19 protein-coding genes are annotated in these 20048 nt (G+C 61.6%); 9 read left to right on the top strand and 10 right to left on the bottom strand.

The genetic code is table 11. The features are described from left to right. The first annotated feature begins 53 nt into the window (after window positions 1–53). From ABV589_RS07100 to xopAW, 3 genes are all read left to right on the top strand, one after another. On the top strand, window positions 54–803 hold the full coding sequence (locus ABV589_RS07100) for a response regulator (protein WP_041073744.1): 750 nt from the start codon (window positions 54–56) through the stop codon (window positions 801–803). After that, window positions 803–1852, top strand: coding sequence for an ATP-binding protein (locus ABV589_RS07105; RefSeq protein ID WP_367085386.1), 1050 nt, complete (start codon window positions 803–805; stop codon window positions 1850–1852). Before ABV589_RS07100 ends, ABV589_RS07105 begins: the two co-directional genes overlap by 1 nt. A gap of 233 nt (window positions 1853–2085) precedes the next feature. Further along, complete coding sequence (xopAW, locus tag ABV589_RS07110; protein ID WP_367085387.1) at window positions 2086–2937, top strand: XopAW family type III secretion system calcium-binding effector; 852 nt, start codon at window positions 2086–2088, stop codon at window positions 2935–2937. Window positions 2938–3611: 674 nt separating this feature from the next. Here xopAW and ABV589_RS07115 read toward each other — a convergent pair. The 9 genes from ABV589_RS07115 to ABV589_RS07155 all read right to left on the bottom strand — a co-directional run bounded on the left by ABV589_RS07115 (window position 3612) and on the right by ABV589_RS07155 (window position 11630). Then, window positions 3612–4652: an AI-2E family transporter gene (locus tag ABV589_RS07115; protein ID WP_367085388.1), complete on the bottom strand. Its 1041-nt coding sequence runs from the start codon at window positions 4650–4652 to the stop codon at window positions 3612–3614. Between the two features lie 69 nt (window positions 4653–4721). After that, window positions 4722–5528: a DUF4892 domain-containing protein gene (locus ABV589_RS07120; protein ID WP_367085389.1), complete on the bottom strand. Its 807-nt coding sequence runs from the start codon at window positions 5526–5528 to the stop codon at window positions 4722–4724. A gap of 115 nt (window positions 5529–5643) precedes the next feature. After that, on the bottom strand, window positions 5644–6498 hold the full coding sequence (locus ABV589_RS07125) for an alpha/beta hydrolase (protein ID WP_367085390.1): 855 nt from the start codon (window positions 6496–6498) through the stop codon (window positions 5644–5646). Then, a complete protein-coding gene (locus ABV589_RS07130) occupies window positions 6495–7301 on the bottom strand; it encodes an alpha/beta hydrolase (RefSeq protein ID WP_367085391.1) in 807 nt (268 codons plus the stop codon). Before ABV589_RS07130 ends, ABV589_RS07125 begins: the two co-directional genes overlap by 4 nt. 197 nt (window positions 7302–7498) lie before the next feature. Continuing rightward, entirely contained in the window at window positions 7499–7942 is a 444-nt protein-coding gene (locus ABV589_RS07135; RefSeq protein ID WP_367085392.1) for a hotdog fold thioesterase, read from the bottom strand. 31 nt (window positions 7943–7973) lie between these two features. Then, entirely contained in the window at window positions 7974–9629 is a 1656-nt protein-coding gene (locus tag ABV589_RS07140) for an AMP-binding protein (RefSeq protein WP_367085393.1), read from the bottom strand. 160 nt (window positions 9630–9789) lie between these two features. Beyond that, complete coding sequence (sixA, locus tag ABV589_RS07145) at window positions 9790–10242, bottom strand: phosphohistidine phosphatase SixA (RefSeq protein WP_367085394.1); 453 nt, start codon at window positions 10240–10242, stop codon at window positions 9790–9792. Then, window positions 10239–10586, bottom strand: coding sequence for a DUF4389 domain-containing protein (locus ABV589_RS07150; RefSeq protein ID WP_367085395.1), 348 nt, complete (start codon window positions 10584–10586; stop codon window positions 10239–10241). Before ABV589_RS07150 ends, sixA begins: the two co-directional genes overlap by 4 nt. An 18-nt stretch (window positions 10587–10604) precedes the next feature. Continuing rightward, window positions 10605–11630, bottom strand: a complete 1026-nt coding sequence (locus tag ABV589_RS07155; RefSeq protein WP_007968955.1) for an NAD(P)H-dependent glycerol-3-phosphate dehydrogenase — start codon at window positions 11628–11630, stop codon at window positions 10605–10607. 196 nt (window positions 11631–11826) lie between these two features. Here ABV589_RS07155 and ABV589_RS07160 point away from each other — a divergent pair, with 196 nt between their 5' ends. The 6 genes from ABV589_RS07160 (at window position 11827) to ABV589_RS07185 (ending at window position 19358) form a co-directional block, all read left to right on the top strand. Beyond that, a complete protein-coding gene (locus ABV589_RS07160; protein ID WP_367085396.1) occupies window positions 11827–13950 on the top strand; it encodes a TonB-dependent receptor in 2124 nt (707 codons plus the stop codon). A gap of 1 nt (window position 13951) precedes the next feature. After that, window positions 13952–14884 carry an ABC transporter substrate-binding protein gene (locus ABV589_RS07165; RefSeq protein ID WP_367085397.1) on the top strand — a complete coding sequence of 311 codons (933 nt, stop codon included), beginning with the start codon at window positions 13952–13954 and terminating at the stop codon, window positions 14882–14884. Continuing rightward, on the top strand, window positions 14881–16785 hold the full coding sequence (locus tag ABV589_RS07170; protein ID WP_367085398.1) for an ATP-binding protein: 1905 nt from the start codon (window positions 14881–14883) through the stop codon (window positions 16783–16785). Before ABV589_RS07165 ends, ABV589_RS07170 begins: the two co-directional genes overlap by 4 nt. Window positions 16786–17032: 247 nt before the next feature. Next, on the top strand, window positions 17033–17548 hold the full coding sequence (fabA, locus tag ABV589_RS07175) for a 3-hydroxyacyl-[acyl-carrier-protein] dehydratase FabA (protein ID WP_003227150.1): 516 nt from the start codon (window positions 17033–17035) through the stop codon (window positions 17546–17548). A gap of 11 nt (window positions 17549–17559) precedes the next feature. After that, window positions 17560–18780 carry a beta-ketoacyl-ACP synthase I gene (fabB, locus tag ABV589_RS07180; protein WP_007968959.1) on the top strand — a complete coding sequence of 407 codons (1221 nt, stop codon included), beginning with the start codon at window positions 17560–17562 and terminating at the stop codon, window positions 18778–18780. 389 nt (window positions 18781–19169) lie between these two features. Continuing rightward, on the top strand, window positions 19170–19358 hold the full coding sequence (locus ABV589_RS07185; protein ID WP_003227153.1) for a hypothetical protein: 189 nt from the start codon (window positions 19170–19172) through the stop codon (window positions 19356–19358). A gap of 140 nt (window positions 19359–19498) precedes the next feature. Here ABV589_RS07185 and ABV589_RS07190 read toward each other — a convergent pair whose 3' ends face one another. After that, window positions 19499–20041, bottom strand: coding sequence for a DUF2058 domain-containing protein (locus ABV589_RS07190; RefSeq protein WP_007968960.1), 543 nt, complete (start codon window positions 20039–20041; stop codon window positions 19499–19501). Between the last annotated feature and the right edge of the window lie 7 nt (window positions 20042–20048).

Below are 20048 nucleotides of genomic sequence, written 5' to 3' on the forward strand. Positions count from 1 at the left end.
CACCTCGCAGCCCATCTTTGTGGTTGGCGGCCTACTGGCAGATGAACAGCCCCATGCACAACACCCAGACCACCGTGACTGATGAGCAGAAAGACGACAAGCGCTGGAGCATCCGTGCGCTGATCGTCGATGACGATGTGCCGATTCGCGAGCTGATGATCGACTACCTCGCGCGCTTCAACATCCACGCCAGCGGCGTCACCGACGGCGCAGCCATGCGTCAGGCGATGCAAGCCGAGCATTTCGACGTGGTGGTGCTCGACCTGATGCTGCCCGGCGAAGACGGCCTGTCGCTGTGCCGCTGGCTGCGCGCCGAATCGGACATCCCGATTCTGATGCTCACCGCCCGCTGCGAACCCACCGACCGTATTATCGGTCTTGAGCTGGGCGCCGATGACTACATGGCCAAACCGTTCGAACCCCGGGAGCTGGTGGCGCGGATCCAGACCATCCTGCGCCGGGTGCGCGATGACCGCACCGAACAGCGCGCCAACATCCGCTTCGACAACTGGCGCCTGAACAGTGTGCTGCGCCAATTGATTGCCGACGATGGCCTGGTAGTGCCGCTGTCCAACGCCGAATTCCGCCTGCTCTGGGTCTTCATCGAACGCCCGCGCCGCGTACTCAGCCGCGAACAACTGCTGGATGCCGCCCGTGGCCGTTCGATCGAGGCGTTCGACCGCAGCATCGATTTGCTGGTGTCGCGCCTGCGGCAAAAACTCGGCGACGACCCGAAAGCCCCGCAGTTGATCAAAACCGTGCGCGGTGAAGGTTACCTGTTCGACGCGCGAGACATCGGCTGATGCGAGGGCGCTTCGACACGCTGTTCGGCCGCCTGTTTGGCATGCTGTTCGTGGCGATCGTCCTGGCGCACCTGCTGGCCTTTGCCTGGTTTCACCACTACGGCCCGCCCCCACCGCCACCCCCGCCGGAGTTTACCGAGGGCGTCGACGGCCAGCGGCCGCCGCCGGACCCACGTTTCGCCCATCGCCCGCCGCGTCCGTGGTTCGGCGGGCCGTTGGTACCGCTGACCTTCCAGTTCATCTCGCTGATGATCGCTGCGTGGTACGGCGCCAAACTGCTCAGCCGGCCGATCCAGCGCCTGAGCGACGCCGCCGAACGCCTCAGCGAAAACCTCGACAGCCCGCCGCTGGACGAGTCCGGCCCGCGTGAGGCGCGGCAAGCGGCGCACACCTTCAACCTGATGCAACAACGCATTCGCGAACAGGTGCAGCAACGGGCACGCATGCTCGGCGCCGTCTCCCACGACCTGCGCACCCCACTGTCGCGGTTGAAGCTGCGCCTGGAACAGATCGCCGACGAAAAACTGCAAGGCCAGATGCGCCAGGACCTCAACGACATGATCGGCATGCTCGACGCCACCCTCACCTACTTGCACGAACAACGCACCAGCGAAGCCCTGCAGTTGATGGATGTGCAGGCGCTGGTCGAATCGTTGTGCGAGAACGCTCAGGATCAAGGCGCGGACGTTGAAGTCAGCGGCCATTGCGCACCGCTGCAGGTGCAGCCGATGGCGCTGCGCTCGTGCATCAACAACCTGATGGACAACGCCCTGCGCTACGCCGGACAGGCGCGCATCGAACTGCAGGATCAACGCGAGCAACTGCTGATCCGCGTGATCGACCACGGCCCGGGCATCGCCGAAGACAAACGCGAAGCGGTGTTCGAACCGTTCTTTCGCCTGGAAGGCTCACGCAACCGCAACTCCGGCGGCGTCGGCCTGGGCATGACCATCGCCCGCGAAGCCGCGCAGCGTCTGGGCGGGCAATTGAACCTGGAAGAAACCCCCGGTGGCGGCCTGACCGCCATCATCCGCCTGCCGCGCACCTGAGAAACATCAAAGCCATTTGCAGGAGCTGTCGAGTGCAACGAGGCTGCGATCATTTGATTCTGCTGGGTGATGGATAGGGCAACGGCAAAAGATCGTAGCCTTCGGCAGCTCCTACAGGGGATCGGGGCATCTGTGTACCACCCGGTACAAAGCCAAAATACCCAGGACAACTTGCCCCTTGAGTCTGCACAAGCCGGTACGCCTACCGGTTTTACAGTCCAAGGAGTGAGCCCATGATCGGTAGCGTCAGCAACTACACGAGCTATACCAGCACCAACAGCACCACCCAGAACGCCCGCAGCCAACAACTGCAAAAGCAACTGTTCGCCAAACTCGACAGCAACGGCGACGGCGCGGTGGACCAGGACGAACTGAACAGTGCGCTGTCGCAGAAGTCCGACGACGGCCTGCTGGTCAACCTGAGCAAACAATTTGGCGATCTGGACAGCGACGCCAGCGGCAGCCTCAGCGCCGAAGAAATAAGCGCCATGGCGCCCCCGCCGCCACCGCAGGATCAAGCGCCCAACACCGACCTCGCCGACGCCCTGATCAGCGCCCTCGACACCGATGGCGACGGCGTCATCAGCAGCGAAGAACTGAGCAACGGCCTGACCAGCGCCGGCAGCAGCGCCGACAGCAACCAGATCTTCTCGGCCTTGGACAAGAACAAGGACGGCACCGTCAGCCAGGACGAACTCACCGCCAGCCTGACCCCACCACCGCCTCCACCGCCACAACACGCCTCCAGCGACGAACTGTTCAGCCAACTGGACGCTGATGGCGATGGCAGCATCAGCGCCTCCGAACTGAGCAGCGCGCTGCAAAGCAGCGACAGCACTTCGACGAGTAACACTGATACCAGCGCCGCATTGCTCAAAGTCCTCGACAGTGACAGCAGTGGCGACGTGAGCAGCGACGAACTGAAAGCGGCGCTACAAGCAGGTCGGGAACGCCCGCACGCACAACAGGACGCCAGCACCCAGACCACCAGCGAAGCGCTGAACCGGATGATTGCCAACTTGAGCAAGCAGTATTCGCTGGACAATGCTGCGCCGGTGGGCAAGTACCTGAATGTGGCGACTTGAGTTGATGTCGTGACGAGTGATCGTTTCCATGCAGTGGTGTGGGAACGGTCATCTGGGTGTGACCGTGAGAGGCTGGTTGCCTGATAGGCCTCTTCGCGAGCAGGCTCACTCCTACAATTGGATCGAGTACAGGCAGTTAGAGATTGGTTGGTTGTAAGACCGCCATCGCTGGCAAGCCAGCTCCCACAGGGATTGAAGGCGTTCAGTTGGAAATTGGTCGGCTGTAAGACCGCCATCGCCAGCAGGCTGGCTCCCACAATTTTGAACTGTATGCACCGTACGCGGCGAAGCCGCCCCACTCAATGGCCGAGTGTCAGCTCGCCGAAAGCTCTTGATCTTGCCGTGCCGGCCCCTTCGGCAGGCTGAGTGGAGGGGTTCATCCGGGGGTGGGAGCGCAGCGACCGTTTGGCGCAGCCAAACACATCGAGAGGAGGTGCAGCGAAGCAAACCGTAGGCGATGCCCCCGGATGAATCCCGGAGCGAAGGAACCCGAGCCTAAGCGAGGGCCGTACGCCGGGGCCCAGCGTTTTGGTTACTTTTGGCTGGGCCGGCATTCCGGCGTCTGCAAAAGTGACTCGCCGTAAGGGCGAAACCGCCAGCCGCAACACCCAAAAAAACGGATATTCACCCAAACCCCCAGGAACCTGGTCGGCCCAAAGGCCGCCAAGCCAAACCTAAACCCGAGCCTGACTCTTACTCCAATCCGTCAACAAACTATAAGCCACCGCCAACAACGTAGGCCCGATAAACAACCCGATAAACCCAAACGCAATCAACCCGCCAAACACCCCAAGCAACACAATCACCAACGGCAGATTCCCCCCGCGGCTGATCAGATAAGGCTTCAACACGTTATCCACGCCGCTGATGATGAACGTCCCCCAGATCCCGAGAAACACCGCCATCCCGTACTCGCCCTTCCACGCCAGCCAGGCCGTGGCCGGAATCCACACCAACGGTGGTCCCATCGGAATCAGGCTCAACAGAAAGGTCACGATCCCCAGCACCAACGCCCCCGGGACCCCGGCAATCAGGAAGCCGATCAACGCCAGAACCGCCTGCGCCGCCGCCGTACCGATCACCCCGTTGACCACTCGCTGCACGGTGCCGGCCACCAGCTCGATGTAATACCCGGCCCGCTCACCGATCAGCCGCTCCAGCAGACTGTGTACAAACGCCGCCAGCCGCGGCCCGTCGCGATAGAAAAAGAACACGAAGACAATACTCAGGGTCAGCTCGAGAATCCCGCCGCCAATCTGCGCACTGCGCGCCAGCAGCCAGTTCCCGACCTGCCCCAGATACGGCTTGATCGACACCATCAGCGCTGCGCCCTGCTGATCGATGCTGTTCCAGACCCCGACCAGCCGCTCGCCCACCAATGGCACGCTGCCGAGCCAGACCGGCGCCTCCGGCAGACCATCGACCTGCACATCCTTGATGAACGCCGTGGCATCGCGCACGTGATCGGCCAGGTTGAACCCGAGCCACACCAGCGGCGCCGCCACCAGCAACATCCAGCCCAGGGTCAAAATAGCTGCGGCGAGTGATTCGCGGCCATTGAGCCAGCGGGTCAGCAGACGCATCAGCGGCCAACTGGCGAACGCCAGCACCGCGCCCCAGAACAGCGCCGACCAGAACGGCGCCATCACCCACAGGCTGGCACCGAACAGCACCAGCAGGAGGATTTGCACCAACAGCCGATCGTTATTGAGCATGTAAAATCTCGAAGAAGTCAGTCGGTCAAAGAGTAGGCGAACACGCCACGCGTGCACGCCCGGTGCAGCTTATCGCAACAGATCGATGCGCAGGCCAGAGCCGTCGACGCTCCCCGCCTCCATCCGCGCCGCCCGCACCCCCTGATCGATCAGAGCCTGCCGCCAGGCCTCGGCCTTGGGTCCGGCAATCGTCACGCGCTGGGTGGTGTCGAGGTTCAAGCCACGGGAAATCAGCCGCAGCCAGGTGTCATCCGGATCCCCGGTCAGCTTGGGAAAGTCCAGTTCACCGGTGCTTTTGAGCTGTCGCAACAGCGTGGCCGAGGTCGGCAACAACTCGCCCAGCGGCGCGCCCGCTTCGAACTGTTCGACATGCAGGTAGGCTTTGCGATTGCCGCGGGTGATGCTGTAGAGCGCCACCAGGGTATTGTCCTTCGGTGCGGCCAGACGCAACAGCAGATAGGCCTGTTGCTCATCGGCACCGTACAGCTTCGAGTTGCCGAACACTTCATTGGCCCACAGGCTGCTTTCGCCACAATCACGGGCCTGACACCAGAACAGCAACTCGGCGTCCTGCTTTTGCAGGGCTTCGCGGGCGGCGGTGAAGGCTTCGGTGGCGGAATGCTCAGGCGGCAACTCGTAGGTGACCGAAGTGGTCTGGCCGCGCGCCGTGACTTGGCCGTCAAAGCGCAACTGGCCGCTGATCTTGCGGATCGAGCCCAGCGGATAGATCCGCTCAAGCTCCACAGGAGGGCGATAGTCGACGATCTGTGCATCGGCCAGACGCGGCACGATCTGCAGATCCTGGCTGCCGGGCACGTCGGCGGCGAACGAAACGGAACTGAAACAGCACAGCGCCAACAGACTGAGTGACCGCATAGTCAGGCTCATCGGATCGGCATGGCTTGGCGGGTCGGGGGCGCAGCGGTATAGAAATCCATCGTGTTTGTCTCCCATTTCAACCCGCCCAGCCTCGACAGTTGCCCGGTGCAAGTCAAGGAATGGCGAAGAAGCGATTGAAACAGTCTGCGACAAGGTCGGCACCGGACTCCTCGTTCAGGTGCAAATGATGCCCGCCCGCCAGCTGTTCCTGGCTAAAGGGTAGACGCTCCAGCAACTCCGGATGTTTGGCCAGCATGCCGTCGACGGCCACTACCAATTGCGCCGGGCAGGTGACACGCTGAACGAAGGCCATCGCCTGCTCCTGGGTCAGGCGCAACGGCGACGGCAGGGTCAGGCGATTGTCGGTGCGCCAGGTATATCCACCGGGCACCGGCATCAAACCGCGTTGCGCCAGCAGTTCCGCGGCTTCGCGACTGACCGCCACCAGCCCCTTCATCCGCGCTTCGATGGCACGATCAAGGGTGTTGTAGACCGGCTTGCGCTTCTCGCGCAAATCCAGCTGCGCTTGCAGGGCCATGCCCATACGCTCGGCGGCATTTTCGCCTTTGTCTGTAAGAGGAATCACCCCGTCGATCAACGCCAGGTGGCTGATGCGCTCCGGCAACGACCCGGCCAGCACCAGCGAGACGATCGCGCCCATCGAATGCCCGAGCAGGCCGAAGCGCTTCCAGCCCAATTGCTCGGCGACCTGCAACACGTCGTGCGCGTAGTCCCACAGCGCATAACCGGCGCCGTTGGGCCGATGCCCGGAATGCCCATGCCCGGCCATGTCCAGCGCGATAATGCGCAAGCCTTTGAGCTTGGGCGCCAGGCGCGCAAAGCTGTTGGCGTTGTCGAGCCAGCCATGCAGGGCGATCACCGGCAGACCATCCTCGGGCCCGAACAAATGCGCGGCCAGTTCGATATGCGGCAGGCTCAGGCGCACTTCTTCGAAGGTCGGGCTCATGCGCAGTCCTTCTGCTGGCGGCGCTCCCAGCGAGTAAACAGCTCTTTGAGCAGGCGCGCCGTGTCTTGCGGACGTTCCAGCGGAAACATGTGCCCGCCGGGCATGCTCAGCGCTTCACCCTGCGGCAGGCGCCCGACGAATCGGCTGTGATGACGCATGACCACCCGGCTCTTGTGGCCACGCACCACGGCCAGCGGCACCTGCAATTGGCGTGTGCGGCCCGGACTGGTGTGTGGCACGCCGCGGTAGATACTGATTTCGGTGGCCGGGTCGAAGCGCAGACGCAACTTGCCGCCGACCGTATGCAATCCGTGTTGCAGATAGGCATCGAAGCATTCCGGATCGAAACCGCGGAACAGGGTCTTGCCGGCAAAATAGCTGCGCGCCGTGTCGAGATCGGCGAACTCTTCGCGCCGCCCCAACGTACGTCCGGCCGGGGTCAGTCTGTCGATGAACCCGAAGCGTTTGGCCGCGCGGATCACCCACTGGTCAGTGCGAGTCAGCACCGGCGAATCGAGCATCACCACGCCGCGATACAGCTCAGGGCAACGCAACGCCGCGTGCAGGTGCAACACGCCACCAAACGAATGGCCGACGCCCCACACCGGTTGATCCTGCTGCTGCAGATGGTGGATCAGTTCGTCGACCAGGTTGTACCAGTTGTCGTCCGCCGGGAAACGCGGGTCATGGGCATGCTGATCCAGATGCGCAACCCGGTACTCGGGCGCCAGCGCCGCGAACAACTTGCCATAGGTGCCCGAGGGAAAGCCGTTGGCGTGGGCGAAAAAGATCGGTTGCGACATGCAGGCTTATCCATGAACGGGAAACGTGATGTTGATTGTCCGTAAGACCAGGAGCCGCAGCAATGACCATAACTGCCAGAAAGGGTGGTGGAGATGTCGCGAAAAGCAAAAGATCGCCGCCTGCGCCAGCTCCTGCATTGAAATACGATTCCATGTAGGAGCTGGCGCAGCCTGCGATCTTTTGCTCTTATGGATCATCACCGCGCCGGTGGCTGCTCGCCCAATGGCACCACCGCCATGGTCAAACGCGACACACAACTGGCCTTGCCTTCATCGCTGGTCAGGCGGATGTCCCAGACATGCGTGGTGCGGCCGATGTGAATCGGTTTGGCCACCGCGCTCACCCGCCCGCTGCGCAAGCCGCGCAAATGGTTGGCGTTGATCTCTAGCCCCACGCAATAGAACTTGCTGGCATCGATGCACAGATAACTGGCCATCGAGCCGACGGTTTCCGCCAGCACCACCGAGGCACCGCCGTGCAGCAGACCGTAGGGTTGGTGGGTGCGGTGGTCGATGACCATGCTCGCCGTCAGCGACTCGTCGTCAAAAGACTCGAAACGGATATCCAGCACTTCGCCGATGGTGTTTTTCTGGATTGCGTTCAACTGCTCGATGTTCGGAGTGGTGCGCCACAAGGTCATCGCAGGCTTCCTTTGTTGTTTTGATCGTCAGTCAATCCTGCCACAGCACCGCCTCGCTGCGCGCGCTCCATTCTTCAAACCGCGCGCCGTAGGTGTCTTCGATGACATTGCGTTTGATCTTCAAGGTCGGGGTGAGAAAACCGTTTTCCACCGCCCAGCTGTCCTTGACCACCACCAGCCGCCGCAGGCGCTCGTGCTTGTCGAGCACGGCGTTGACCTCTTCCAGCAGTTTTTCCAGGCTCGAATGCAGACTGGCCCGCCCCTCGTCCTGATTGACGGTGGAGAGCACGCACAAGCCCAGCGGCGCACTCAAACCATCGCCGACCACACAGACCTGCTCGATCCGCGAATGCACTGCAAGACGGTTTTCAATCGGCGCGGGCGCCACGTATTTGCCTTTGCTGGTCTTGAAGATTTCCTTGAGTCGCCCGGTCAGGCGCAAGCGCCCCTCGGCATCCTGTTCGCCCTTGTCGCCGGTACGCAGAAAACCGTCCTCGGTGAGGGTTTCGGCGGTTTTCTGCGGTTCCTTGAAATAGCCGAGCATGTTCGCCTGACTGCGCACCAGCACCTCGCCGGACTCATCGATGCGCACCTCGACCTCCGGGCACGGCCTGCCGATCCAGCCCTGTTTGTACTGCCCCGGCAGACAAATGTGCGAGTAGCCGCAACTCTCGGTCATGCCATACACCTCCAGCACATCGAGGCCAAGCTTCTGATACCAGTCGAGCAAGGTCTGCGGCACCGGCGCCGCGCCGGACAGGGCCACGCGCAAGGCATCAAGGCCCAGTCCGGCCAGCACCTTGTGCCCGACCCGTTTGCCAATGAATGGCAGGCCGAGCAGGAAATCCAGGCGCTTGGCGGGGATCTTGCCGTACACGCCCATCTGGAATTTGGTCCAGATCCGCGGCACGCCGAACATCGCGGTGGGTCGTGCGCGTTGCAGGTCGGTGATGAAGGTGTCGAGGCTTTCGGCAAAGAACACCGTTTGCCCGGTGTAGATCGAGGCCAGCTCAACGAACATGCGTTCGGCGACGTGGCACAGCGGCAGGTACGACAGCAGCCGGTCTTGCTCGTTAAGCCCGAACAGTTGCGTGCCGCGAGTCGTGGCGAACCCCAGATTGGCGAAGCTGTGCATTACACCCTTGGGCAACCCGGTGGTGCCGGAGGTATAGATGATGGTTGCCAGTTGCTCGGCCGCAGGACGCGGATCGTCCTGGATTGGCGAGCTTTTCTGCAGGTCGTCCCAGCTGAAATCGAACTCACCGGGCGGATGCAGCGGCAGGCTGATGGTGGGCAAGCCCGCCGGTATCCCGGCAGACATGCCCGGCCAGTCATCGAGCTTGCCGATGAACGCCAGCACACTTTCCGAATGCGTCAGGACCTGATTGACCGAGTCTGCCGTCAGGTTGGGATACAGCGGCACCGAGACGTGCCCGGCCATCCAGATCGCCAGATCGGCAATGATCCAGTGCGCGCAGTTTTTCGAGATCAGCGCGATGTGGCTGCCTTGCGGCAATTCCCGGGCGCGCAGCCAATGCGCGGCGCAACGGGCCTGATGACCGACATCGGCCCAGGTCAGGGTCTCGACCTGTCCGCCACCAATGGGTTGCACCAGAAAGCGTTGGCGCGGGTGCCGGGCCTCACGTTCGTAGAACACGTCCAGCGGCAAACGGAATGCGGCAGACATGCGACTCGCTCCTGTTTTTTTGGTCTGGAGCAAGCGTAGTCAACCAAGCAAGTGCTTGGTTGGATTTTTTACCAAAAGAAACAAGATCAAAAGATCGCAGCCTGCGGCAGCTCCTACACGGAACAATGTAGGAGCTGCCGCAGGCTGCGATCTTTTGCTTTTAAGGGTGCTTGAGGCTGTTAAGGGTCATCGAGCCGATCAGCAGCTCAGGGCTTTCCAGCTCGGCCAGCCCCGCCGTACTGACCTTCTCCGGCGGATACCCGGCACCATGCTGCAGATAACTCAACAGATTGCCCACCAACGGGTTATGGCTGACCAGCAGCACATTGCTCACCGACACCAGTTGATCGGTGACCTTGTCCGGATCAGTCTCCGGCGTCAGCCATTCGACCGTGCGAATCTCCGGCTCGAAACCCAGCGCCTCGCGGACAATCTGCGCGGTCTGTTGGGCGCGCAGATAAGGACTGGCGTAGATCGCCGTCAGTGGCTGGCCGATCAACCGGGCCGCACTCTTCAAGGCTTCTTGACGACCGTGCTCGGTCAACGCCCGCTCGGAATCGGGGCACGAGCCGTAAGGCACGGCCTCACCGTGGCGCAATACCCAGAGTTTCATAGCTTGGGCTCCTCATCGCGGGCCGGATGCGGGGCTGGCGGCACGGCGTGCGGCGCTTCGCCTTCCGGGGTACGCGGGGTTGGCCAGTCGGCGAACGGCCAGGGTTTCTGGTCGCTGTGAAAGCTGCCGAAGCGGCCGATCTGCGCGAGGAACTGGCTCAGACTGTCGCCGAAGTTCATCAGGCTGGCGCTCGGCGCGCCGTAAATCAAACGATAGATCAGTTGCACCAGCACCACCGCACCGAGGATGAACTGCGCCACTTGCCAGACCAGCACGTAGACGATCATCCACAGCACCCGCAGGAGGACGGATTCGTACTTGGCTTCGGTTTTCGGATCGTTCATGGCTCGCTTCCTGTTGAATCAGTTGAAACCGCTGGTGGAAATAAAGTCGACGTCGGTTTTCGGCTCGGCCCGCATCAGTAGACCGATCACCTGCTCCAGCGTGCGCCCTTCAAACAGGATCGCATGCAACCCGGCGACCAGCGGCATGTACACGCCAACCTCCTGGGACTTGGCCTTGAGCACCTTCAGGGTGTTCACGCCCTCGGCGACTTCGCCCAGGCGCGACACCGCTTCATCGAGGCTCAAGCCCTGACCCAGGGCAAAGCCGACCTGATAGTTGCGGCTCTTCGGCGACGAACACGTCACGATCAAATCGCCGACCCCGGCCAGCCCCAGGAACGTCATCGGGTTGGCACCCTGATTCACCGCGAACCGGGTCATTTCGGCCAGGGCGCGCGTGATCAGCATGCTCTTGGTGTTCTCGCCCATCTCCAGCGCCACCGCCATGCCGGCGATGATCGCGTAGACGTTTTTCAACGCGCCGCCCAGCTCGACACCGAAGCGGTCGGCACTGGCGTAAACGCGGAAGGTGCGACCATGCAGCGCAGCCTGCACTTGTTTGCACAACTCTTCGTCTTCGCTGGCGACCACGGTGGCGGTCAGCGCGTGCTCGGCGATCTCCCGCGCCAGGTTCGGCCCGGACAGCACGCCAATGCGCGCTTGCGGAGCGATCTCTTCGAGGATCTGGCTCATCAGTTTGAAGGTGTGGGCTTCGATGCCCTTGGTCAGGCTGACCAGCATCTTGCCGCTCAGGCGCTCGGCGTGGGCAGCCAGCACCGTGCGCAACGCGCTCGACGGCAGCGCGACGAAGCACAGCTCGCAGGCATCGAGGGTGGCCTGCAGGTCAGTGACCGCAGTCACTCCCGGCAGAATCTTGATGCCTTTGAGGTAACGCGGGTTCTCGCGGTTGACCCGGATGGCCTCGGCCTGCTCGGGGTCACGCATCCACTGCCGGACTTGATGGCCGTTCTCGGCCAATAGATTGGCCACGGCGGTACCAAAACTTCCGCCTCCCAGGACCGCAATCGGGCGCTGTTCAGTCATATGCAATCCGTTAATCCATACCAGTGGCGATGCCGGCATTATACGGGGCGACCGGAGCGCGGCCAGCCCCCGCGTCAATTACCGACACTTGTAGGAAGAAGACCAATAAAGCCGAGGAAAATGCCAGCATCGTGACTGGAAAAGTCACTGTCCTCGGTTAACATGCGCGCCAATTCTCTGTGATCAAGGCTGTGTCGTGTCTCTTGGCTCTCCCCCTTCGCGTTCGTCGTTGCTGCTGGCGCTGTTGTTCAGCCCGGTGTTGCAGGCGGACGACCTGTTCGTCGACAGCGAAGCACTGCCGCAGGTGCTGACGGCCACGCGCCTGAAGCAGACGCCGGCGGAAGTGCCGGGGAGCATGACCGTACTCGACAGCGAATTGATCAACGCCAGCGGCGCCCGCGATATCAGCGAACTGCTGCGCCTGGTGCCGGGGATGATGGTCGGCAACATCAGCGGCAATCAGGCGGCGGTCAATTACCACGGGACCAATGCCAGCGAAGCGCGGCGCATGCAGGTGCTGATCGATGGCCGTTCGGTGTACCGCGCAGGCCTCGCCACGGTGGACTGGAGCGATATTCCGGTGGCCATGGAAGACATCGAGCGGATCGAGGTTTTCCGTGGGCCGAACACCGTCAGCTACGGCGCCAACGCACTGATGGCGGTGGTCAACATCATCACCCGCAACCCGGCGGACAGCCATGGCACGCGCTTGAAGTACACCCGTGGCCAGCGCGGCATCAACGACTTCTATGCCAGCCAGGGCACGGGGTGGAATGGCGGCGACCTGCGCCTGTCGCTGTCCGGCCAGGAGGACGACGGCTTCGACAGCGACCGCACCGGCGCCGATTATCGCGACAGCCGTCGCTTGAACCGCTTCAGTCTCGCCGTCAGCCAGACCCTGAGCGACAACCAGAGCCTCGACTGGCAGGTCAACGCCAAGGACGGCAGCAACCAGCGGCCCTACACCTACCGTCCGGTGTTCTCGGGGATTACCGCTGCCGGGAACAATTCCGACGTGGTCGCCAAGGATTACGCCGGCTCGGTGCGCTGGAATCTCGACATCAACCCCGAACACAGCCTTTATATACAAGGCTCGGCCCAGCATTGGGATCGCCAGCAGGTGTGGCGCGCCTGCGATGCCGAAGTGTCGTTCAGCCCGCAACTGACCCAGCTGTGGCAACTCAACCCGAACTACACCGAACGCCTGGCGCGCAACATCAACCGCTTCACCGGCCCCGGTCCGGAAGCCGGAACGCCGCAGGAAATGGCCCTGGCCAATCAGGTGCTGGATCAATGGCGCAACGGTGCCAGCCAGACCTTGTGCGGAGACATCGATCAAAGCGCCCGCGAGTCGCGCTACGATCTGGAATTGCAGGACACCCTCAGCCTGTCCGACAGCCTGCGGCTGGTCAGCGGCATGAACTATCGTTATGACCGGGCCGATTCCGAAACCTACTTCAACGGCACGCTGGACGACACCACCTGGCGCGCGTTCGGCCAACTGGAGTGGCGCGCCAGTGAACATTGGCTGTTGCAGGGCGGCGCGATGTTCGAAAACACTCAACTGATCGGCAGCTCGCTGACGCCAAGATTCGCCGTCAACTATCTGATCAACCCGCGCCATGGCCTGCGCGCCGTGTACTCGGAGGCGATCCGTTCGCCGGACATGTTCGAGAACAACGTCAACTGGAGCTATCAGGTGAGCAACCTGCGCCCCTCGGCCTACGGTCAGTCTTCGGCGCGCTACTTCGTCAAGACCCGTGGCCCGGGTGATCTCGATCAGGAACACATGCGCTCGCGCGAACTGGGCTACAACGGCTATTTCGCCGAGCTGGGGCTGGCTGTGGACGTGAAGCTGTTCTACGACGAAATCACCGGGATGATCAGCGAGCCGCTGCGCAACAACCAGTACATCGCCAGCAACGCCAACAGCTCGCGTTTTCGCGGCACAGAAACCCAGCTCGACTGGCGCCTGAGCATGATCGATCGCTTGCGCCTGACCTATGCCTACGTCGATGCCGAGGCGAGCAATCCGCTGGATCAGCAATTCACCTCGCGCAACAGCGGTTCTGCCGGCTGGCTGCGCGATTGGGGCCACGGCTGGAACAGCGCCCTGTTCTATTACGGCGACAACGCGCTCAACGGCTACCGCTTCGAACGGGTCGACACGCGCATCGCCAAACGCATCCCGCTGGGCAAGGCGCAACTGCAATTGGCCGGCGTGCTGCAACAGCGGCTCGACAACCAGCCGACCACTTTCGTCGACAACAATTACGACGAACGCCGGGTGCTGTACTTCAGCGCCGAGCTGGAGTTCTAGGGTGCGCTACGGCACGCTGAACAAGACGCCAACCCTTGGCCACTGGCTGGCCGGTGTCTGTCTGTTTTTGACCGCGTGGCTGCACGGCGTGGCGGTGCAAGCGGCCGATATTCTATTGACCGGTGCCGAAGAAAGCCCCGGGGTGCAAGCCTTCGTCCAGGCCCTGAGCGAGCTGCGTCCCACTGACAACGTGCGGTTCCAGCCACTGACCAGCCTGCCGGCGCCGGGCAAGTTGCCGGCCAATCTGCGGATGATTCTGCTCGACCTGCCCAGCCTCGACTGGCGTCTGCAGGAGCCCCAGGGCCCGGCGACGCTGGTGTTGCGCATCAGCCGATTGCAAGCGCGGCAACGCCTGGGTGGCGCACAACCGCCGCACTTGAGTCTGCTGTGGAGCGACCCGCCGTTGGGGCGGCAACTGCAACTGATTCGGCGGATTCTGCCGCAGGTGCGGCGGGTCGGCGTGCTGTTCGATCAGCACAGCGAATTTCTGCTCAAGGAGCTGCACCACGCCGCAGAACCGCTGAATCTGCAAATCGTCAGCCAGCGTTGGGACAACACCCAGGACAGTCGCCCGTTGCAAAGCGTGCTGAGAAACAGTGATGTGTTGCTGGGCCTCGACGATCCCGATCTGTACAACCCGAAAACCGCAAAAAACCTGCTGCTGAGCAGTTACTCCCGGCAGGTGGCGCTGGTCGGGCCGAACGCGGCGTTCGTGCGCGCAGGGAGCCTCGCCAGCACTTACAGCGATCAGCCTGACTGGCTGGCGATCCTCGACCAATTGCTGGATCGCCCGCCGGCAACGTGGCCGCGCACGCTCTACCCCGATCGTTTCAAAGTTTCAAGTAATGCGCAGGTCGCTCGTTCACTGGGTATCGAGCCAATCGATGAAGTGTCTGTTGCCCGCCAGTTGGCTGAAGGAGAAAGCCACCCATGAATCTGCGTCGCCGCTGGGACATCAACACCCGCACGCAATTGATCAGCCTCGGCCCGGCCTTGCTGCTCACGCTGCTGCTGATCAGTTTCTTTACCTTCGTACGAATTCAGGATTTACGGCAGGAGCTCAATCACACCGGGCAACTGATCGCCAACCAACTGGCGCCCGCCACCGAATACGGAGTGATTTCCGGCAACAACGAAGTGCTGGAAAGCCTGCTCAAAGCGACCCTGGCCACACCGAACGTGCGCTTTCTGGAAGTGCAGGACAGCGCCAACCGGATTCTCGCCTACGTTGAGCAAGCCGCCGACGCGCACAACCGCCCGCATCAGGTCGAGGTGTTCCAGGCCCCGGTGCGCCTGCAACGGATCGCCCTCAACAGCGATTTTTTCCACGACGCCAAAGCCAGCAACAACGTGACCAGCGAGGACTATCTGGGCCGGGTGATCGTCGGTCTGTCCAACGATGCCTTCAGTCAGCGCCAACAGGAAATTCTGCTCAAGGCCGGGATCCTGGCGTTGTTCGCCCTGCTCTTCACGTTTGTTCTGGCGCGGCGCCTGGCCGGCAGCCTGTCGGCGCCGATCCGCGATATCGGCAACGCGGTCAAGGCGATTCAGCAAGGCGACTACAAGACCCCGCTGCCGATCGTCGATGACACCGAACTGGGCGCGCTGTCGCAACACATCAACAACCTCGCCCAGGCACTGGAGCAGGCCAGCCGCGAACAGCACCAGGCGATGGCGCAACTGATCCAGACCCGCGAGGAAGCGGAAAAGGCCAACAACGCCAAATCCGATTTTCTGGCGATGATGAGCCACGAACTGCGCACCCCCATGAACGGTGTGCTGGGCATGTTGCAGTTGCTCGAAACCACGGACATGACCGAGGAGCAGATCGAGTACGCGGCGCTCGCTTCCGAGTCCACCGAACACCTGCTGAAAGTCATCAATGACATTCTCGATTTCTCTCGGATCGAACGCTCGGAGCTGGAGCTTGAGCACATTCCATTCAACCTCGCCGACCTGATCGGCGCGTGTGCCCAGTCGTTCCAGCACAGTGCGGTGCAGCGTGGCCTGGACCTGAACCTGCGGATCCCCGAGGACATGCGCGACTTGCAGGTGCAGGGCGATCCGACGCGGATCCGGCAGATTCTGGTCAATCTGGTGGGCAATGCCTTGAAGTTCACCGAGCGTGGCCGGGTCAGCATCGAGGCGCAGTGGCAGTCGCTGGACCACGAGTTGCTGTGGTTCACCTGCTCGGTGCGCGACAGCGGCATCGGCATCTCCCCGGAAAGTCTGGAGTTGATGTTCAATGCGTTCCAGCAGGCCGACAGTTCGATTTCCCGACGCTATGGCGGCACCGGTCTCGGTTTACCGATCGCTCGCACCCTGGCCGAACGCATGGGCGGGACGTTGCGCGCGCAAAGCGAAGAAGGCCTGGGGTCGGTGTTCACCCTGGAAATCCCGCTGGCCTTATATAAACAGACGCTGCCGCAGCTGGCACCACCGCGCGCGGGCAACGGCAATGGGCATGGCGAAGGACGCAATGTGTTGCTGGTGGAGGACAACCCGGTCAACCAGAGGGTCATCGAAGCGATGCTGCGCAGCCTTGGGTTTACCGTCAGCGTCGCCACCGATGGCGCGCAAGCGGTGCGCAGTGCTGAAGGCAATGCTTTCGAAGTGATTCTGATGGACTGCCGGCTGCCGATCATCGACGGTTACGAGGCGACCCGGCAGATCCGCCAACTGCCCGGACGCGGCGAGGTGCCGATCATCGCGCTGACCGCCAATGCTTTGCAGGGCGACCGTGAAACCTGTCTTGCGGCGGGCATGAACGATTACCTGGCGAAGCCGTTCAAACGCAATGACCTACAACAGATTCTGCAGCGCTGGGTCCAGTAGTGACGGTTTTTCGACCATCTGCGACTGGCGTGAAAAGCGAAAGTGCGGCAGTCTTAGGCACCCGAACAAGCCTCAAAAGAGGCTTGAATAAAAATTTCAGTGCACAAGTGTACATTCATGTCCTTGGTGCTGTGACTTTCACCACAACGCAATAGTCTATGAGTAGGCTGCCGGTACGAGGCATGAACGCGTCGATCGGCCGGGAAGTTTTGCCCCACCTGCCGCATGGGATTATTGAGGAGCTCGCATGACCAAACAAAACGCCTTTACTCGGGAAGACCTGCTGCGCTGCAGTCGCGGTGAGCTGTTCGGCCCAGGTAACGCGCAACTGCCCGCCCCGAACATGCTGATGGTGGATCGCATCACCCTGATCAGCGAAGAAGGCGGCAAGTACGGCAAAGGTGAATTGGTCGCCGAGCTGGATATCAACCCTGACCTGTGGTTCTTCGCGTGCCACTTCGAAGGCGATCCGGTAATGCCGGGCTGCCTGGGTCTGGACGCCATGTGGCAACTGGTCGGCTTCTTCCTGGGCTGGCAAGGTCTGCCGGGCCGTGGCCGTGCGCTGGGTTCGGGCGAAGTGAAATTCTTCGGCCAGGTCCTGCCGACCGCCAAGAAAGTCACCTACAACATTCATATCAAACGCGTCCTCAAGGGCAAGCTGAACCTGGCCATCGCCGACGGTTCGGTGACTGTCGACGGTCGCGAAATCTACACCGCCGAAGGCCTTCGCGTCGGCGTGTTCACCTCCACTGACAACTTCTAAGGGTTATTCGCATGCGCCGCGTCGTTATCACTGGTCTGGGCATTGTTTCGTGCCTGGGCAATGACAAAGAGACCGTCTCCGCTAACCTGCGTGCAAGCCGCCCTGGCATCCGGTTCAACCCGGAATATGCTGAAATGGGTCTGCGTAGCCAGGTTTCCGGCTCCATCGACCTCAACCTTGAAGAACTGATCGATCGCAAGATCTATCGTTTCGTCGGCCACGCAGCGGCTTACGCCTACCTGGCCATGAAAGACGCGATCACTGACTCCGGCCTGACCGAAGAGCAAGTGTCCAACCCGCGTACCGGCCTGATCGCCGGCTCCGGCGGCGCGTCGACCCTGAACCAGATGGAAGCGCTGGACATCCTGCGCGAAAAAGGCGTGAAACGCGTTGGCCCATACCGTGTAACGCGGACCATGAGCAGCACCGTTTCCGCGTGCCTGGCCACGCCGTTCAAGATCAAGGGCCTGAACTACTCCATCGCTTCTGCCTGCGCCACCAGTGCTCACTGCATCGGTACCGCCATGGAACAGATCCAGATGGGCAAGCAGGACATCGTCTTCGCCGGTGGCGGTGAAGAAGAGCACTGGAGCCAGTCGTTCCTGTTCGACGCGATGGGCGCCCTGTCCAGCAAGCGTAACGACACCCCGGAACAAGCTTCCCGCGCCTACGACGCCGACCGTGACGGTTTCGTCATTGCCGGTGGTGGCGGCATGGTCGTGGTTGAAGAGCTGGAACACGCGCTGGCCCGTGGCGCCAAGATCTACGCCGAAATCGTTGGCTATGGCGCAACGTCCGACGGCTACGACATGGTTGCCCCAAGTGGCGAAGGCGCGATCCGCTGCATGCAGATGGCAATGTCCACCGTCGACACCCCGATCGACTACCTGAACACCCACGGCACCTCGACTCCGGTCGGCGACGTCGCGGAAATGAAAGGTGTGCGTGAAGTGTTCGGCGACAAGGCTCCAGCAATCAGCTCGACCAAGAGCCTGTCCGGTCACTCCCTGGGCGCCGCCGGCGTTCACGAAGCGATCTACTGCATGCTGATGATGGAAGGCAACTTCATCGCCGGTTCCGCCAACATCGACGAACTGGACCCTGAAGTGGCCGATCTGCCGGTGCTGACCAAGACCCGCGAGAACGCCACCATCAACACCGTGATGAGCAACAGCTTCGGCTTCGGCGGCACCAACGCCACGCTGGTGCTGAAGCGCTGGGAAGGCAAGTAATTCCCCCCGCTTGAGCCACACACGAAAACGCCCCGACTGGTTCGGGGCGTTTTTTTTGGCCTGCACGAAACTCATGGCCGACACAAATCCCCCATGTAGGAGCTGCCGCAGGCTGCGATCTTTTGATCTTGTCTTTTAAAAATGAAAGTCAAAAGATCGCAGCCTTCGGCAGCTCCTACATAGGGTTGCGTCGGGTTGAAAATGAAACTTCTGTCATGAAACTTTGCCCCCTGCGACCGAATGTCGCGGATTCAGCGGCCTGCAGCACTGTTGCAAAAACCGCAACAACACCTTGCGCAAACCAAGCGTTTACTTAGCAAGCTAACAAATCATATAAAAGAGTCCTGCACACGCCTTGCTGCAGATAACTTGAGATTTGGAGCTAGCAGATGACTGTAAAAGTAACTGAACGCGACGATTCACACATGTCCCATGAAGGCGTAGCCGCCGGTGTACGGATCTGGGATGTGCATCAACAAGACTTGCTGGTCGGCATGTTCCACAACGAGATCGACGCCCACAACTACAAGGCCGAACTGGAACTGCAGGAACAGCAACGGGATCTGAAATCCGCTTAGGCGAATATTGAACCTGTGGCGAGGGAGCTTGCTCCCGCTGGACTGCGCAGGAGGCCCTGTTTCAAAAACAAGGGCCGCTTCGCGCCCCAAGCGGGAGCAAGCTCCCTCGCCACAGTTTGGGTTGTTACAGCTTTATCGGTTTACCACATCAGATCATCAGGAATCTGGTAGGCCGCGTACGGATCGTCCTCGGCATTGACCTCTTCGGTCTGTACGTTGAGCTGGACGATGCGCTGCGGGTCGCGCTCCTGGATCTTCAGGGCCGCTTCACGGGGGATCACTTCGTAGCCGCCGGCATGGTGCACGATCGCCAGTGAACCGCTGCTGAGCTTGTTGCGCATCAGCGTGTTGACCGAGATGCGCTTGACCTTCTTGTCGTCGACGAAGTTGTAATAGTCCTCGGTGGTCAGCTTCGGCAGACGCGAGACTTCGATCAACTGCTTGACCTGCGCGGCACGGGCCTTGGCCTCGGCTTTCTCTTGCTGCTGACGGTTCAGCTCCTGGTCGCGCTTGACCTTCTCGGCCATGGCCTCCTGAGCGGCGCGCTGCTGCGAATCATCCAGCTCGGCCTGCCCCTTGTGGGCCAGACGCTGTTGCTTCTGCTTGTCTTTGCTGACCTGCTTGGCCTGCTTTTGGTTGACCAGGCCTGCTTTGAGCAACTGGTCGCGAAGGGAAAGGCTCATTAATGCT

Source organism: Pseudomonas sp. HOU2, assembly GCF_040729435.1.
Taxonomy (GTDB): domain Bacteria; phylum Pseudomonadota; class Gammaproteobacteria; order Pseudomonadales; family Pseudomonadaceae; genus Aquipseudomonas.

Excerpts from the sequence above, each read along its gene's own strand:
- ABV589_RS07190 (WP_007968960.1), bottom strand. The coding sequence starts at position 20,041 with ATGAGCCTTTCCCTTCGCGACCAGTTGCTCAAAGCAGGCCTGGTCAAC.
- ABV589_RS07185 (WP_003227153.1), top strand. The coding sequence starts at position 19,170 with ATGACTGTAAAAGTAACTGAACGCGACGATTCACACATGTCCCATGAA.
- ABV589_RS07120 (WP_367085389.1), bottom strand. The coding sequence starts at position 5,528 with ATGCGGTCACTCAGTCTGTTGGCGCTGTGCTGTTTCAGTTCCGTTTCG.
- ABV589_RS07130 (WP_367085391.1), bottom strand. The coding sequence starts at position 7,301 with ATGTCGCAACCGATCTTTTTCGCCCACGCCAACGGCTTTCCCTCGGGC.
- ABV589_RS07135 (WP_367085392.1), bottom strand. The coding sequence starts at position 7,942 with ATGACCTTGTGGCGCACCACTCCGAACATCGAGCAGTTGAACGCAATC.
- xopAW (WP_367085387.1), top strand. The coding sequence starts at position 2,086 with ATGATCGGTAGCGTCAGCAACTACACGAGCTATACCAGCACCAACAGC.
- ABV589_RS07125 (WP_367085390.1), bottom strand. The coding sequence starts at position 6,498 with ATGAGCCCGACCTTCGAAGAAGTGCGCCTGAGCCTGCCGCATATCGAA.
- fabB (WP_007968959.1), top strand. The coding sequence starts at position 17,560 with ATGCGCCGCGTCGTTATCACTGGTCTGGGCATTGTTTCGTGCCTGGGC.
- ABV589_RS07170 (WP_367085398.1), top strand. The coding sequence starts at position 14,881 with ATGAATCTGCGTCGCCGCTGGGACATCAACACCCGCACGCAATTGATC.
- sixA (WP_367085394.1), bottom strand. The coding sequence starts at position 10,242 with ATGAAACTCTGGGTATTGCGCCACGGTGAGGCCGTGCCTTACGGCTCG.
- ABV589_RS07105 (WP_367085386.1), top strand. The coding sequence starts at position 803 with ATGCGAGGGCGCTTCGACACGCTGTTCGGCCGCCTGTTTGGCATGCTG.
- fabA (WP_003227150.1), top strand. The coding sequence starts at position 17,033 with ATGACCAAACAAAACGCCTTTACTCGGGAAGACCTGCTGCGCTGCAGT.
- ABV589_RS07140 (WP_367085393.1), bottom strand. The coding sequence starts at position 9,629 with ATGTCTGCCGCATTCCGTTTGCCGCTGGACGTGTTCTACGAACGTGAG.
- ABV589_RS07100 (WP_041073744.1), top strand. The coding sequence starts at position 54 with ATGCACAACACCCAGACCACCGTGACTGATGAGCAGAAAGACGACAAG.
- ABV589_RS07155 (WP_007968955.1), bottom strand. The coding sequence starts at position 11,630 with ATGACTGAACAGCGCCCGATTGCGGTCCTGGGAGGCGGAAGTTTTGGT.
- ABV589_RS07150 (WP_367085395.1), bottom strand. The coding sequence starts at position 10,586 with ATGAACGATCCGAAAACCGAAGCCAAGTACGAATCCGTCCTCCTGCGG.
- ABV589_RS07115 (WP_367085388.1), bottom strand. The coding sequence starts at position 4,652 with ATGCTCAATAACGATCGGCTGTTGGTGCAAATCCTCCTGCTGGTGCTG.